Raw genomic sequence first — 13,751 nt, 5'->3', positions numbered from 1 at the left:
AACTTTCATCCACACCACGGAGTACATCGTCATGTCGAACAAACTGGTCAAACCCCTCACTCTCGCCATCGGCACGGGCCTGGTCGGCGCCTTCTCGCTCGCGCAGATCGCGCAGGCAAACCCGACGTTCCACCTGAACAGTCTGGTCGCCGGCTACACCCAGTCGGCGGTCGGCGATGAGGGCAAGTGCGGCGAAGGCAAATGCGGCGCCACCAAGGGCAAGAAGTGCACGGAAATGCCCGACAAGGCCGCGCAGGACAAGTGCATGGCCGACGCTCATGCCAAAGGTAAAGAAGGCTCGTGCAGCGCGGACAAGAAGGGCAAGGAAGGCTCCTGCAGCGGTCACTGAACGTAATGCTTCGTCCCGCCGCCATACACGGTGCCGGACTCGGCCTGCGGCGGTCCCTGCTGGGGCCGCTGCAGGACTGGCGTGCCTCGCGCGAGCGCAGTGACGACGACCGTGCCGGCGCGATCGATTTTTTCGAAGTCGCGCCGGAGAACTGGATCAACGTCGGCGGCCGACTCGGCAAGACGTTGCGTTCGTTCACCGAAGCGCATGCGTTCGTCTGCCACGGCCTGTCGCTGTCGCTCGGCGGCCCCGCGCCGCTCGACGAAACCCTGCTGCACAAGATCCGCCGCCTGCTCGACGAACACGGCGTTGCGATCTACAGCGAGCATCTTTCGTACTGCTCCGACGACGGCCATCTCTACGACCTGCTGCCGATCCCGTACACCGAGGCGGCCGTGGATTACGTCGCCGCGCGCATCCGCCGCGCGCAGGACATCCTCGACCGGCGCATCGCGATCGAGAACGTGTCGTGCTACGCCACGCCCGGACGCGAGATGAGCGAGGCCGATTTCACCAATGCCGTGCTGCGCGCCGCCGACTGCGACCTGCTGCTCGACGTCAACAACGTCTACGTCAACAGCGTCAACCACCGCTACGACGCGAAAGCGTTCATCGACGCGATGCCCGCCGAACGCATCGCCTACCTGCACATCGCCGGGCATTACGATGAAGCGCCCGACCTGATCGTCGACAGCCACGCCGCGCCGGTGATCGATCCGGTCTGGGACCTGCTCGATTACACCTACGCGCATTGCGGCGTGAAGCCGACATTGCTCGAACGCGATTTCCGCATTCCACCGCTGGCCGAGCTGCTCGGCGAACTCGACCATATCCGCGCGATCCAGTCGCCGCGCCAAGTTGAAACCGCTCTTCCCTTCGCCCGCCGGGAGAAGGTGGCGCAAAGCGCCGGATGAGGGTTCGGCATGCGACCGGGACTCCATGATGCGTGATCTGAACGCCACGCAGGACATGCAATTCCGCTTCACCGCGCACCTGCGCGATCCCGCGCACGCGCCCGCGCCGGCCGGCATCGAGGAGCGGCGCATCGGCGTCTACCGCGATCTCGTCTACGCGAACATGGAGAGCTTCATTTCCTCGAACTTCCCGGTTATCCGCACGCTGTATGCCGATGCGGAATGGGAAAGCCTCGCGCGCGAGTTCCTGCGCGAGCACCGCTGTCATACGCCGCTGTTCCCCGAATTCGGCCGCGAGTTCCTGCGCTGGCTGGAGACGCGGCAGGAACAGGGCCACGACGATCCGCCCTTCCTGCTCGAACTCGCGCACTACGAATGGGCGGAACTGGCGCTGTCGCTCGATGAAGCCGACATCGATTCGCTGCCGCACGATCCGCACGGCGACGTGCGGACTCGCGTCCCCGTCGTGTCGCCGCTCGCCTGCGTCCTCGCCTACCACTTTCCCGTGCATCGCATTTCGCCGCATTTCCGCCCTGCCGAAGCGCCGGCGGAACCGACCCTGCTGCTGCTCGTGCGCGGCCGCGACGATGCGGTGCGCTTCCACGAGATCAACGCGCTCAGCGCGCTGCTGATCGAACGGCTGCAGCGGAACGCGCGGGCCAGCGGAAGCGAATGCCTCGCCGCATTGCTCGCCGATTACGATACGGCCACCGCGGCCAACCTGCGCGCCGCGGGCGAAGCCATGCTGCGCGAGTTGAAGGAACGCGAGGCCATTCTCGGCACCCTTCCCGAATAGGCATGACCGCCGAACAAGGGCGGGCGCTGCGGCGAGGTTCGCGCCGACCACGCGCATTGTGGTCCCCGCCGCGGCCACGTATGCTCGCGCCATGTCTTTCGTCCCTTCCGCGAAATACGCCGAGCGCTTCCGCGGCTTCCTACCGGTGGTCGTCGACGTCGAAACGGGCGGCTTCGACAACGAACGCGATGCGCTGCTCGAGATCGCCGCCAGCGTCGTGCGCATGGACGAAGCCGGCATCGTCCATCCCGACGCGGTCGTATCGACCCACGTCGTGCCGTTCCCGGGCGCGAACATCGATCCGCGCGCGCTCGAAATCACCGGCATCGATCCGACCCATCCGTTCCGCGCGGCGGTCGAGGAGCGCGAGGCGCTCGACCTGATCTTCCGCCCGATCCGCCGCGCGCTGCGCGAATACGAATGCTCGCGCGCGATCCTCGTCGGCCACAACGCCTCGTTCGACCTCGGCTTCCTCAACGCCGCGATACGCCGCACCGGCTACAAGCGCAGCCCGTTTCACCTGTTCAGTTGCTTCGACACCGCCACGCTCGGCGGCCTCGCCTACGGCCAGACCGTGCTGAGCCGCGCCGTGCAGGCCGCCGGCTTCGACTGGAACGAGTCGGAAGCGCACTCGGCCGTCTACGACGCCGAGCGCACCGCGCTGCTGTTCTGCGAGATCGTCAACCGCTGGAAGACGATGAGCGATGCGCACCCCGCATAGGTACTGCTAACGCTCGTGCCGGCACCCTGTCTCTTTTCGCCGGAGACCCGAGCCATGCCCCTGACGCGAGAGCCGCGCTTGCATCCCGTCGCGATCGCCGATCTGCGCCCGACCCAGATCACCGTCGGCATGCGCGAGGTCGAGGCCAAGCGCAAGAGCTGGAAGCATCACCCTGCGGGCAAGAAGGCCGACTACCTCGGCAAGCACATGATCCCGGTCGTGTGGGGGCCGAAGGGTCGCTACTACGTGATCGACCATCATCATCTTTCGCTCGCGCTGCATCGCGAAGGCGTGAAGGACATCGCGGTCACCGTCGTCGCCGACCTGCGCAAGCTCGAACCGGAGGGCGTTCTGGATCAATCTCGACAATCGCGGCTGGATGCACCCGTTCGACGCCAAGGGCCGGCACTGCGACTACTCGGCGATTCCGAAAAAGATCACCGGCCTCGTCGACGACCCGTTCCGCAGCCTCGCCGGCGAACTGCGTCGCGTCGGCGGCTTCGCCAAGGACACGACCCCGTTCAGCGAATTCCTCTGGGCCGATTTCCTGCGCCACCGGATCAAACCAAAACTGGTCGACGCCGGTTTTGACACGGCCCTGGAAAAAGCGATGAAGCTCGCCAAGAGCGAAGACGCCGACTATTTGCCCGGCTGGTGCGGTCCGATCGTCTGACGGGAATCGGCAAGCGGATCAAGCCGGGGATGCCCCACGGGCATCCGGCGAAAGCGAGGCTAAATTCGCCGGCATCGCCTGTCGCTGCAGACCGGTTCTTGCGGCGCAGTCGCCGAAGGAATCACGCCGGCTCGGCCTCTTGCAGTGCCGCGATACGCTCCGCGATCGGCGGATGACTCGTGAACAGGCGCGCCACGCCGCCGTCGCCGGCGATGCCGAAGGCAACGAGCGCCTTCGGCAGGCCCGCGTCACCGTGATCGCCCGAGAGCGTGCGCAGCGCCGCGATCATGTTCGCGCGGCCGCCGAGTTTCGCACCGCCCGCGTCGGCGCGAAACTCGCGCCAGCGCGAGAACCCCATGACAATCATCGTCGCGAGCACGCCGAGCACCGTCTGCAGCACCATCGTGATGACGAAATAGCCGATGCCGTAGCCGCCTCCGCGATCGTCGCGGTTGCCCGAGATCGCGTTGTCGACGATGCCTCCGAGCACGCGCGCCAGGAACATGACGAAGGTGTTGACCACGCCCTGGATCAAGGCGAGCGTGACCATGTCGCCGTTCGCGACGTGGCTGATCTCGTGGCCGAGCACGGCCGAGACCTCGTCGCGACCCATGCCCTGCAGCAGCCCGGTCGAGACGGCGACGAGCGCGTGATTTCTGCTTGCGCCCGTGGCGAAGGCGTTCATCTCGGGCGCGTCGTAGACGGCGATCTCGGGCATGCCGATGCCGGCGTTTTTCGCGTGGCGCGCGACGGTGTCGAACAGCCACTGTTCGGCGGCGTTGCGCGGCGATGCGATGACCTGCGCGCCGACCGACATCTTCGCCATCGTCTTCGACATCAGCAGCGAGATGAACGATCCGCCGACGCCGAACAGCGCGCAGAAGACGAGCATGCCGGTCAGATTGATGCCGGCGTGCGCGTAGGCCCAGCGGTCGAGGCCGAAAATCGAGGCGACGACGCTCAGCACGAGCATGATCGCAAGGTTGGTCAGCACGAACAGGGCGATGCGCAACATGGTGCCTCTCGAATTCACTGCAATGTGGAAAACAGATTGGGATGCGCCGGGACCTTTCAACTCCGGCACGCCGTCGATCTTGCCTTCATTCACGCGTTGCACCCACAATCGCCGGCGTGCGCGCCAGAGCACGAAGGCCGCCTTGCCGAATCCCGAATCTCCATCCCCGAATCCCGGCGTCTACCGCGGTCGCTTCGCGCCCTCGCCCACCGGGCCGTTGCATTTCGGCTCGCTCGTCGCCGCCGTCGGCAGTTGGCTGCGGGCGCGTTCGCAGCGCGGCGCGTGGCTGGTGCGGATGGAAGACCTCGACCCGCAGCGCGAAGTTCCCGGCGCGGCGCGGGATATCCTCGCCACGCTCGCCGCCTTCGGAATGGTCCCGGACGAGCCCGTGGTTTGGCAACGCCGGCGCGAGCAAGCCCATGACGCCGCGTTCGCGCGATTGCGCGAACGCGTGTTCGTTTGTCGGTGCAGCCGCAGCGATCTCGACGCGCACGGCGGCCTGCACCGCGGCGCCTGCGTCGCGCGGCTCGACCCCGCGCGTGCGCCGGCGTGGCGCGTGCGCGTGGACGATCGCGATATCGGCTTCGACGATCTGCTGCAAGGGCCGTACTCGCAGAACCTGCTGCGCGACGTCGGCGATTTCGTCGTGCGCCGCGTCGAAGGCGGCTACGCTTACCAGTTCGCCGTCGTCGTCGACGATGCGGATGCAGGCATCACCGAGGTCGTGCGCGGCAGCGACCTGCTCGATTCGACGCCGCGCCAGATCTTCCTGCAGCAACTGCTCGGCCTGCCCACGCCGCGCTATCTGCATCTGCCGCTCGTGCTCGACCGCGCCGGAGCGAAGCTGTCGAAGTCGACGCGCGCACTGCCGGTCGATCGCAACGATCCGTTGCCGACCCTGCGCACCGCGCTCGATTTCCTCGGCCTGCGCGAGGCGGCACGAACGCCCGCGTCCACGCCCGAAACGCTGCTGGCCGTCGCCGCGGCGAGCTTCGAGCTTGGCGCAATGCGCCGAAAGTCCGATGCGTTCGCCGCCTTGGAGTGACCAGGCGAACGTGTACAATCGAACCAAAGATTCCGGCGGCTGATGCCCAGCCGCCCTATAACCGGAGGGAGACAGTCATGACGTCACGCACTGCACTCGTCACAGGCGGCACCGGCGGTATCGGCACCGCCATCGTCAAGCGCCTTGCAGGCATGGGCCACAAGGTGGCCACCAATTACCGCGACGAAGCGAAGGCCAAGGCGTGGGCCGACAAGCTCAAGGCGGCGGGCGTCGACGTGCTGCTGGTCAAGGGCGACGTCTCCGACCCCGCCTCGGCCGAGGCGATGGTCAAGGAAGTGGAATCCAAGCTCGGCCCGATCGACATCCTCATCAACAACGCCGGCATCACGCGCGACACGACCTTCCACAAGATGACCGCGCTACAGTGGCAGGAAGTCATCAACACCAACCTCAATTCGGTGTTCAACGTCACCCGGCCGATCATAGACGGCATGCGCAACCGCAAGTGGGGGCGCATTATCCAGATCAGTTCGATCAACGGCCAGAAGGGCCAATACGGCCAGGCCAACTACGCTGCGGCCAAGGCCGGCATGCACGGCTTCACGATCTCGCTCGCCCAGGAGAACGCGAAGTTCGGCATCACCGTCAACACCGTTTCGCCAGGCTACGTCGCCACCGAGATGGTCATGGCCGTACCCGAGGACGTGCGCAACAAGATCGCCGCGCAGATTCCGGTCGGCCGCCTCGGCGAACCCGAGGAAATCGCCTACGCGATCGAGTTCTTCGTCAAGGACGAGGCGAAGTGGATCACCGGCGCCAACCTCTCCATCAACGGCGGCCAGTACATGGGTTGGTGAGGCGGATCAGCAACGGCGGCTATCCGCCGAGACCGAACGCTTCCCCGAGGAATTCTTTCATCCGTGCGAACGCGCGCTTGGCCGTGCGCGCGTCGTACTTGCAACCGGGCACCTTGCCGTCGGCGCTCGGAATCGCGAAGCAGTGCACCGCGCCGCCGAAGTTGAGGAACTGCCAGTCGACGTTGGCGTCGCGCATTTCCTTCTCGAACGCAACGATCGAGTCGTCCGACACGAACTTGTCGTCGCCGCCGTTCATCGCGAGAATCTTGGCCTTGATCTCGTCCTTGAACGCCGGATCGCCGACGAGATTGCCGTGGAACGAGACCACGCCGGCCACGTCCGCGCCGCTGCGCGCGAGGTCGAGCGTGGCCGTGCCGCCGAAACAGAAGCCGAACGCGCCCCAGTGCTTGCCGTCGAGCGGTGCGTTGCCGGCCTGTGCCCGCAACTGCGCCAGCGCCGCATTGATGCGCGCGCGCAGGTCGTCGCGATGCGCGTACATCGTCTTCGTCGCCGCGCCGGCCTCGTCGGGATTCTTCGGCCGCGCGTCGAGTCCGTAGACGTCGGCGACGAGAATCACGTAGTCCTTGCCGGCGACCTGTTTCGCCAACGCAAGATTGTCGGCGGTGATGCCGAGCCAGTCCGGCGTCATCACAAGCCCGGGGCGCGGTGTCTTCACCGCGTCGTCGTAGACGAGTACGCTCTGCATCTTCTTGCCGCCGACGTCGTAGTCGACGTTTTTCGCGACCATCGCGGCGTGGGCGCTGTCGGCGACGCAAAGCGACAGCAGGAAAAGACGAACGGGAAACTTCATGGCGGCTCTCCTCGATGATCGAACACGACGAAACGGGATTTTCGCACAGCCTTTGATAAACTTGGGAAGGTCTGCACAACCCCATCCCGGGGTTGGCAGCCCGCGCCGAATCCGAAGTGAATTCGGATTCGGCTACGGCGAATCAAGCACTTGCGTGCTTGACTCGCCGAGCGAGCCATCCCTGACTCGCGGAAGCTCTGCATGTGCAGAACTTCCTTGCCACGCACTCCAGCCCGAAGCCAGAGACTACCCATGAACAAGAGCCGCCTGCTTGCCGCCGCTTCCGCCCTGACCCTGTCCGCGCTCGCCTTCGCCCATGGCAAGCCGGACGACGCAATCGACTACCGCATGGGCCTGATGACCGTGATCGGCTGGAACATCGACCCTCTCGGCGCCATGGTCAAGGGCAAGACGCCGTTCGACGCCGCCGATTTCGCCAAGCACGCCAACCGAATCGCCAATCTGAGCGACCAGATCGTCGAAGGCTTCCCGAAAGGCTCCGACCAAGGCCACACCGACGCCAAGCCGGACATCTGGGCGAACTGGGACGACTTCCAGTCCAAGGCCAAAGACCTCGACACGCAAGCCAAGCTGCTCGCCGAAGTGGCCAAGGCGAACGACGAGGCCAAGGACAAGGAGCAGTTCAAGAAAGTCGCCGAGACCTGCAAGGCTTGCCACGACAAGTACAAGAAGAAGGACTGAAGAAACGTCGTCGGCTTCGAGCTTCAGCCGCGAATGCTTTGGCTCGTAGTTTCCGCTTGCGCGGGAATGACGGAGTTGAAGTACGAAGCTGGCCGTTAGTTCGCGGCGCGGGATTTAGCTGCGGCGAGTTCTTGCCGTTGCTTGTCGACGAGCGCGAGGCTCGTCTCGCCGGCCTTGCCCGCCGCCGCGTACGCCGACTGCGCCGCATCGAGATCGGCCTCGGCATCCGCCCAGCGGTGCTGCAATGCGCGCAAGGCCGCACGCGCACGATATACATTGCCCGCGAATACATTCTTGTCGCCATCGGCGCTGCCCTTGGCGACGATCTGCATCATGGCGTCAAGCAACGGCTCCGCATCGACGGCTCGCCCCGCGGCGACGTAGGCTTTCGCGAGCGAGAGCCGTGCCATGGTGGTCAGCCGACCGGCACCGCCCTCCTGCGTTTGCGCCATCTGCAGCGCCTCCTCCTCCAGGCGCAAAGCTTCCTCCGGCTGCGTCGTCGCAATCGCATTGCCGAGGTTGATCAGGCTCCCGGTCAAGGTCAACGACGGTCCGTACAGTTCGCGGTTGAGCTCGACCGCGCGGCGCAGGTCCGCGACCGCCTCGTCGTCGCGACCGAGCGCCTTCGCCGCCTGCGCGCGGTTGTTGAGCGCGGCCAGGCTCGAACGCGTGCGCTCGAGGCCGAGCCGCTGCGCCATGCGATAGCTCTCGTCCGCGCGCGCGTAGGCCTCGGCATTGCGTCCGGCCTGCAACAATGCGATCGATTGCGCCGACAGCATCACCGCCACGTCGCGGTCGTCTTGCGCGCGCAGCGGGCGCAGCTCGGCGAGGCCGCGGTCGAGCGTGGCGATGGCCGCGTCGGTCTTGCCTTCGCTACGCTCGAGCGCGGCCTGCAGCACGCGGCTGTCGCCGAGCTTGTCGGCGTAGCGCTCGCGATCGCCGTTCCAGCACGCCTGTGCCTGGTCGAGCAGTTCGCGCGCGCGCTGGCGGTGGCCGCGGAAATACTCGGCCTGGGCCAGATCGTGGCGCGCGCTCGCCAACACCGGCGCATTGCGCTCGATCCCTGGCCATTGCAGCAGGCGTTCGAACAGCGGCGCCGCGCTGTCGGGATCGTTCATCAGCATGTGCAATTCGCCGAGCATCAGCGCCGTCGTCTGGCCGGTCTCGGGCCTGTCGGCGAACTGGGAGAAAATCGTGTCCGCACTCTGCTTGAGCAGATCGTTCGCGGTGAGCTTGGCCGCGTCGCGCTGTTCGCCTGCGTTGCGGAACATGAGCGCCACGTACTCGCGCACGGCGTTGGCGCGGCCGAGTTCGGTCAGCGCGACGTCGCGCTGGATGCGCGCCTGACGCGCCTTGTTCAACGCGACCGCCGCCGTCGCGAGCAACGCCAGCGCCGACAGCGCGGCCACCGCGACCGCCGCGCGATTGCGCCGCACGAACTTGCCCGCGCGATAGCCGAAGCGGTTGCCGGTCGCGCGCACCGGCGCGCCCGCGAGCCAGCGCGAAAGATCGTCGGCGAAGGCCTCGACCGAGGCATAGCGGCGCTGCGGTTCCTTCGCCAGCGCCTTGTCGAGGATGCGCGCGAGATCGCCGCGCACCTCGTACGCGTAGCTGCGTGCCGAGGTGCCGCGCGCGGCGAGGCGCGCCGCCGCGCCACCGTCGCGCGCGATCGCCTGCGTCAGCGGCTGCGGCAGCGCGTCGCGCACGACGCGCGCGGCGTCGGCCAGATCGCCGCGATCGAGCGCGTACGGCAGCACGCCGCCGACGAGCTGATAAAGGATCACGCCGAGCGAGTAGACGTCCGCGGCGACGCCGGCTTCCTCGCCGGCGAACTGTTCGGGCGCGGCGTACTCCGGCGTCATCGCCAGGCGCAGGCCGATCGTGCTCGACGCCGCGCCGTCGTCGCTGCCGCGCAGCAGGCCGGCGACGCCGAAGTCAAGCAGGCGCACTGCGCCGCTCTCGTCGACCAGCACGTTGCCAGGCTTGAGATCGCGGTGCACGACGAGCTGCGCATGCGCGTACTGCACGGCGGCGCAGGCGTCGAGGAACAGGCGCACGCGCGCGCGCACGTCGAGGCGGTGCGCATCGCACCAGTCGGTGATCGCCGCGCCCCGCACGAATTCGAGCGCGAACCACGGCCGGCCGTCCGGCGCGACGCCGCCGTCGACGAAGTGGGCGAGATTGGGATGATGCAGGCGCGCGAGGATGCGCCGCTCGCGCAGGAAGCGCGCCTGCACGTCGTCGAAATCGAAGCCGCGGCGGATCAGTTTGAGCGCCACCGTCTGGGCGAAATCCGCGCCCTGACGCTCGCCGCGGTAGACCACGCCCATGCCGCCGCGACCGACGCGTTCGATCACGCGGAACGTGCCGAGGCGCGCGCCGAGCAGCGGATCGACAAACTCCTCGCGATCGCGCGCCTGCGCATCGCCGTCGTCGTCCAGCGTGCGGTAGTCGCGCAACAGCGATTCCACTCGCGCGCGAACGCGCTCGTCGCCGCCGCAACGGCGATCGATCAGCGCCGCATGCTCGTCTGTGTCGAGATCGAGGCAGTCGCGGAAAATGTCCAGCGCGAGTCGCTCGGGATCGCTCACTTCACTCCCTCCCCGGAGTTTTCTGCTTTCGTTGCGCTACGCGTCGAGCCTCTGCTTCAGCCAGACGCGCGCGGCGGTCCAGTCGCGATGCGCAGTGCGCACGGTAATGCCGAGCGCGGCCGCCACCTCGTCCGTGTCGAGGCCGGCGAAGTAGCGCAACTGCACCACCTTCGCCATGCGCTCGTCGAGCGCCTCGAGATCGGTCAACGCGGCGTCGAGCGCGACTAGGTCGGTACCGTCGGGAATCGGCAGCTCGAGCGCCGCGGCGAAGTCATCGCGCTGCCACAGGCCGCCGCGCTTCTCGCGCGCCGCCGCGCGCGCGCGGTCGATCAGCACGCGGCGCATCATCACCGTCGCCGCGTTGAACAGATGCTCGGCCGAATCGAACTCGGCATGATTGCGGCCGAGCAGATGCAGCATCATCTCGTGGACCAGCGCCGTCGTCTGCAAGGTCGCATGCCCCGGATGCGCGCGCAGCAGCGCGGCCGCCGTGCGCCGCAGGTCGGCGTAGACCAGCGGCAGCAGCCGTTCCAGCGCCGCCTCGTCGCCGGCCTTCCAGCGCCGCAGCAAATTCTCGATGCTGGTTTCGTTCGCCGTCATCGCCACGCGAAGGTAACGCGCGCGGCGAGACGATGTAAAGGGTGCGCATGCCAGTCCGCGATCCCCGGAATCGCTAAAAGATGATCACCCAAAAAGATCCGTCCACTGGCCCGACATCGTCGCAAACAACGAGGCGGCTGCAGTTGCCGTTGTCGTCCTGATTGGACCAGCGGATCGCAAAATTCATTTTCGTCGGCGTGGCAGAGTCCACAACCGGGTTGATGACCACCGCAATGGGTGCAGACAGATTGAGCGTGGCCGAAACGAATCGGTGATTCACGGGAAATCCAAAATCCAACTCCGGTTTGCCCGTACCGTTGCGCGTTACGGTGAATCCGCAGCCAGCCGTACCCGGTGGCAATTGGGAATTGAAGCAGCGTGAAATTTCGTACTGATTGCCATCCCAGTGGACATATGCCATCGCCTTGACCCATCCGCCCTCATTGAGTGCTTGCGTCGCCGGGCCATTCGCATTCATCGCGTAACCCGAGGCGCTTTGGCCGTAGACACCATTGCCGCTGCCGTTGGCCACGCCGTGCACGCCGTCGCCGCCTTCGCCGTATCCGTAGACTCCGTTGCCCGTGCCATCGTGGATGCCGGCCACACCTGAGCTGCCGGTCGTCGTGTGGCCCTCCACGCCTCTGCCATCCGCGCTCACGCCATACACGCCCGCACCCGAGCCTTCGTGAATGCCGGCCACACCCGATCCTCCATTCACCGTGTGCCCTTGCACGCCATCCCCGTTCTCGCTCTTGCCATGCACGCCCGTACCGTCCATGCTTTCGCCGAACACGCCGTCGCCCGACCCGCGCCCGCCGCTGCCGTGCACGCCGGCGCCGCCCGTCGTCGAGTCGGTGGTGCCGGATACGCCCGTGCCGTCGTCGCTCGAACCGTAGACGCCCGTTCCCTGACCGCTGAAGCCACGAGTGCCGATGCCGTTGGCGGCATTGCTCTCGCCGTACACGCCGGAGCCGCTGTGGGCGACGCCTTTCAGCGCACCGCCCGCGCCGGAATTGGTCAGCGCGAACAGCGGACCTGCATCGCTCAGCGTCTGCGCATACGGCAGCGTGAAACCACTGCCACCGCCCGACATCGCCGCGCAAGCCCAAGCCGCGCCGGTCCATTGCGGCACCTGATTGGCCGCACAGCCCTGCGGCAATTGGTACGGCGGCGCCACGGCGAACGTGGTGCCGGTCAGCGTCAGTCCGGTCGCCGCGGTGTAGCTGCCGCCGCCCGCGTTCGCCGCGCACGGCCCGAGCTGGCCGCCCGCGCCCGAACACACCGGGGATGTCTGCTGCGCGCCCGCGGCGAGCACGGGAATCCACACTTCGCCCGTCTCCGCCACGCGCAGGCGCGCGTTGGCGCCGCTCGCGTCGGTGATCGCCACGCCGCCGCCCACGGCGGGTTTGATCGTCACGTCGGCGGCGAGGACGCTGCCCGTTGCAAGCAGGCAGGCAAGTGCAAGGCACGATAGAGGAAAGGCAGAATGCAGAAAATAAGTGCGCATGATCGAAGACCCCCGAACGGTCAGTAGACGAAAACCATGAAGTCGCCTTTGCTGTCGGATCCGCTCAAGTCGAACGAATTGACCACTACTGCATCCGGATCATTCGAAGCGCCAACCGCATACAGACCGGCGATCACCTTCGCAGCTTTGGCCTTCGCGTTGTAGAACTGAACGACGTTGGCAAAGCGATCGCTGAGGTCGAAACCGAAGTGCACATGCACTTCGCAAAATTCCCCACTGCAAACACCCTGTGCGCTCATCCCGCATGGCGCCGTCGACGCTTGAGCGGCAGCCAACTGCGAATTGAAACAGCGCTCGATTGTGTAGTCGACTCCTCCATCCCAATGGACGAACGCCATCGCCTTGACCCAACCACCCGCGCCGCGCGCCTGCGTTGCCGGGCCATCGGCGTTCATTGCGTAGCCGTTCGCGCTTTTTCCGTACACGCCATTGCCATCCGTGCTTTCGCCATGCAGGCCATCGCCGCTGTGTCGCGCAAGCCCATACACTCCGGCGCCCCCCGTCGTCGAATCGTTTTCTCCGTTCACGCCATAGCCGTCCTTGCTGTAACCATGAACACCGCTGCCGTAATCGGCTGAGCCAAGTACGCCGGCGCCGCCGGCTGCATTGCTGCTGCCGAGTACGCCAGGGCCGGTATCGCCGATACCTTCCAGACCCGCGCCTTGGTCGCCGGTATTGGTCAGCGAGAACAATGCCCCGTTATTTCTACTCGCCGTCTGCACATACGGCAGCGCAAAACCGCTGCCGCCGCCCGACATCGCCGCGCAAGCCCAGGCCGCGCCTGTCCACTGCGGCACCTGATTGGCCGCACAGCCCTGCGGCAATTGGTACGGCGGCGCCACGGCGAACGTCGTGCCGGTCAGCGTCAGTCCGGTCGCCGCGGTGTAGCTGCCGTCGCCCGCGTTCGCCGCGCACGGCCCGAGCTGGCCGCCCGCGCCCGAACATACCGGGGATGTCTGCTGCGCGCCCGCGGCGAGCACGGGAATCCACACTTCGCCCGTCTCCGCCACGCGCAGGCGCGCGTTGGCGCCGCTCGCGTCGGTGATCGCCACGCCGCCGCCGGCGGCGGGCTTGATCGTCACGTCGGCGGCGGCGGCCAGGCCGGTCGCAAGCAGAGCGACGAGCACAGTCAGGGCGAAGGGAGATACTGCAGGGAGTCGATGTGCGTGCATGGCGAATGTGTCCCGG

General features: G+C 66.7%; 14 protein-coding genes and 1 pseudogene. 9 read left to right on the top strand and 6 right to left on the bottom strand.

Annotated features, from left to right (window positions below; all coding sequences use genetic code 11):
• The first annotated feature begins 31 nt into the window (after window positions 1-31).
• The 6 genes and pseudogenes from QM741_RS12795 to QM741_RS12770 all read left to right on the top strand — a co-directional run bounded on the left by QM741_RS12795 (window position 32) and on the right by QM741_RS12770 (window position 3,453).
• Window positions 32-349, top strand: a complete 318-nt coding sequence (locus QM741_RS12795; RefSeq protein ID WP_415208066.1) for a hypothetical protein — start codon at window positions 32-34, stop codon at window positions 347-349.
• A 5-nt stretch (window positions 350-354) separates the two neighbouring features.
• Window positions 355-1,263 (top strand): DUF692 domain-containing protein, encoded by a 909-nt coding sequence (locus tag QM741_RS12790; protein ID WP_415208065.1) that lies wholly within the window; start codon window positions 355-357, stop codon window positions 1,261-1,263.
• Between the two features lie 28 nt (window positions 1,264-1,291).
• Window positions 1,292-2,059 (top strand): DUF2063 domain-containing protein, encoded by a 768-nt coding sequence (locus tag QM741_RS12785; protein ID WP_415208064.1) that lies wholly within the window; start codon window positions 1,292-1,294, stop codon window positions 2,057-2,059.
• 91 nt (window positions 2,060-2,150) lie between these two features.
• The gene (gene rnt / locus QM741_RS12780; protein ID WP_415208063.1) at window positions 2,151-2,780 is read left to right on the top strand and encodes a ribonuclease T; all 630 of its coding nucleotides are present in this window, start codon (window positions 2,151-2,153) and stop codon (window positions 2,778-2,780) included.
• Between the two features lie 54 nt (window positions 2,781-2,834).
• A pseudogene (locus QM741_RS12775) lies at window positions 2,835-3,080 on the top strand (ParB-like protein); the annotation flags it as partial.
• A gap of 79 nt (window positions 3,081-3,159) precedes the next feature.
• A complete protein-coding gene (locus tag QM741_RS12770) occupies window positions 3,160-3,453 on the top strand; it encodes a ParB-like protein (RefSeq protein WP_415208062.1) in 294 nt (97 codons plus the stop codon).
• A 121-nt stretch (window positions 3,454-3,574) separates the two neighbouring features.
• Here the strand turns inward: QM741_RS12770 and htpX are convergent, their stop codons facing one another.
• The gene (gene htpX, locus QM741_RS12765; protein ID WP_415208061.1) at window positions 3,575-4,468 is read right to left on the bottom strand and encodes a protease HtpX; all 894 of its coding nucleotides are present in this window, start codon (window positions 4,466-4,468) and stop codon (window positions 3,575-3,577) included.
• A gap of 142 nt (window positions 4,469-4,610) precedes the next feature.
• On the opposite strand from htpX, the gene gluQRS reads away from it, so the two are divergent.
• Together gluQRS and phbB are read left to right on the top strand one after the other, a co-directional pair.
• On the top strand, window positions 4,611-5,513 hold the full coding sequence (gene gluQRS / locus QM741_RS12760; protein WP_415208060.1) for a tRNA glutamyl-Q(34) synthetase GluQRS: 903 nt from the start codon (window positions 4,611-4,613) through the stop codon (window positions 5,511-5,513).
• A 77-nt stretch (window positions 5,514-5,590) separates the two neighbouring features.
• A complete protein-coding gene (gene phbB, locus QM741_RS12755; protein WP_415208059.1) occupies window positions 5,591-6,331 on the top strand; it encodes an acetoacetyl-CoA reductase in 741 nt (246 codons plus the stop codon).
• 19 nt (window positions 6,332-6,350) lie between these two features.
• Here phbB and QM741_RS12750 read toward each other — a convergent pair whose 3' ends face one another.
• Window positions 6,351-7,142 (bottom strand): dienelactone hydrolase family protein, encoded by a 792-nt coding sequence (locus tag QM741_RS12750; protein ID WP_415208058.1) that lies wholly within the window; start codon window positions 7,140-7,142, stop codon window positions 6,351-6,353.
• A 252-nt stretch (window positions 7,143-7,394) separates the two neighbouring features.
• Between QM741_RS12750 and QM741_RS12745 the strand changes: the two genes are divergently transcribed.
• On the top strand, window positions 7,395-7,844 hold the full coding sequence (locus QM741_RS12745; protein WP_415208057.1) for a c-type cytochrome: 450 nt from the start codon (window positions 7,395-7,397) through the stop codon (window positions 7,842-7,844).
• 95 nt (window positions 7,845-7,939) lie between these two features.
• On the opposite strand, the gene QM741_RS12740 is transcribed toward QM741_RS12745, so the two are convergent.
• The 4 genes from QM741_RS12740 to QM741_RS12725 all read right to left on the bottom strand — a co-directional run bounded on the left by QM741_RS12740 (window position 7,940) and on the right by QM741_RS12725 (window position 13,735).
• Complete coding sequence (locus tag QM741_RS12740; protein ID WP_415208056.1) at window positions 7,940-10,435, bottom strand: protein kinase domain-containing protein; 2,496 nt, start codon at window positions 10,433-10,435, stop codon at window positions 7,940-7,942.
• 36 nt (window positions 10,436-10,471) lie between these two features.
• On the bottom strand, window positions 10,472-11,035 hold the full coding sequence (locus tag QM741_RS12735; RefSeq protein ID WP_415208055.1) for an ECF-type sigma factor: 564 nt from the start codon (window positions 11,033-11,035) through the stop codon (window positions 10,472-10,474).
• A 73-nt stretch (window positions 11,036-11,108) separates the two neighbouring features.
• Window positions 11,109-12,452 (bottom strand): hypothetical protein, encoded by a 1,344-nt coding sequence (locus QM741_RS12730; protein ID WP_415208054.1) that lies wholly within the window; start codon window positions 12,450-12,452, stop codon window positions 11,109-11,111.
• A gap of 110 nt (window positions 12,453-12,562) precedes the next feature.
• The gene (locus tag QM741_RS12725; RefSeq protein WP_415208053.1) at window positions 12,563-13,735 is read right to left on the bottom strand and encodes a hypothetical protein; all 1,173 of its coding nucleotides are present in this window, start codon (window positions 13,733-13,735) and stop codon (window positions 12,563-12,565) included.
• Window positions 13,736-13,751: the final 16 nt, after the last annotated feature.

The sequence above is a fragment of the Rudaea sp. genome (genome assembly GCF_047601565.1).
Taxonomy (GTDB): Bacteria; Pseudomonadota; Gammaproteobacteria; order Xanthomonadales; family Rhodanobacteraceae; genus Rudaea.
The sequence above is the reverse complement of the archived record's forward strand: the minus strand, read 5'-3'. Positions and strand labels throughout refer to the sequence as shown.

Bases quoted from the DNA above. Each gene is read 5' to 3' on its own strand.
- QM741_RS12750 (WP_415208058.1), bottom strand. From the start codon at position 7,142: ATGAAGTTTCCCGTTCGTCTTTTCCTGCTGTCGCTTTGCGTCGCCGAC.
- QM741_RS12795 (WP_415208066.1), top strand. From the start codon at position 32: ATGTCGAACAAACTGGTCAAACCCCTCACTCTCGCCATCGGCACGGGC.
- QM741_RS12725 (WP_415208053.1), bottom strand. From the start codon at position 13,735: ATGCACGCACATCGACTCCCTGCAGTATCTCCCTTCGCCCTGACTGTG.
- QM741_RS12785 (WP_415208064.1), top strand. From the start codon at position 1,292: ATGCGTGATCTGAACGCCACGCAGGACATGCAATTCCGCTTCACCGCG.
- htpX (WP_415208061.1), bottom strand. From the start codon at position 4,468: ATGTTGCGCATCGCCCTGTTCGTGCTGACCAACCTTGCGATCATGCTC.
- QM741_RS12790 (WP_415208065.1), top strand. From the start codon at position 355: ATGCTTCGTCCCGCCGCCATACACGGTGCCGGACTCGGCCTGCGGCGG.
- phbB (WP_415208059.1), top strand. From the start codon at position 5,591: ATGACGTCACGCACTGCACTCGTCACAGGCGGCACCGGCGGTATCGGC.
- rnt (WP_415208063.1), top strand. From the start codon at position 2,151: ATGTCTTTCGTCCCTTCCGCGAAATACGCCGAGCGCTTCCGCGGCTTC.
- QM741_RS12735 (WP_415208055.1), bottom strand. From the start codon at position 11,035: ATGACGGCGAACGAAACCAGCATCGAGAATTTGCTGCGGCGCTGGAAG.
- QM741_RS12745 (WP_415208057.1), top strand. From the start codon at position 7,395: ATGAACAAGAGCCGCCTGCTTGCCGCCGCTTCCGCCCTGACCCTGTCC.
- QM741_RS12770 (WP_415208062.1), top strand. From the start codon at position 3,160: ATGCACCCGTTCGACGCCAAGGGCCGGCACTGCGACTACTCGGCGATT.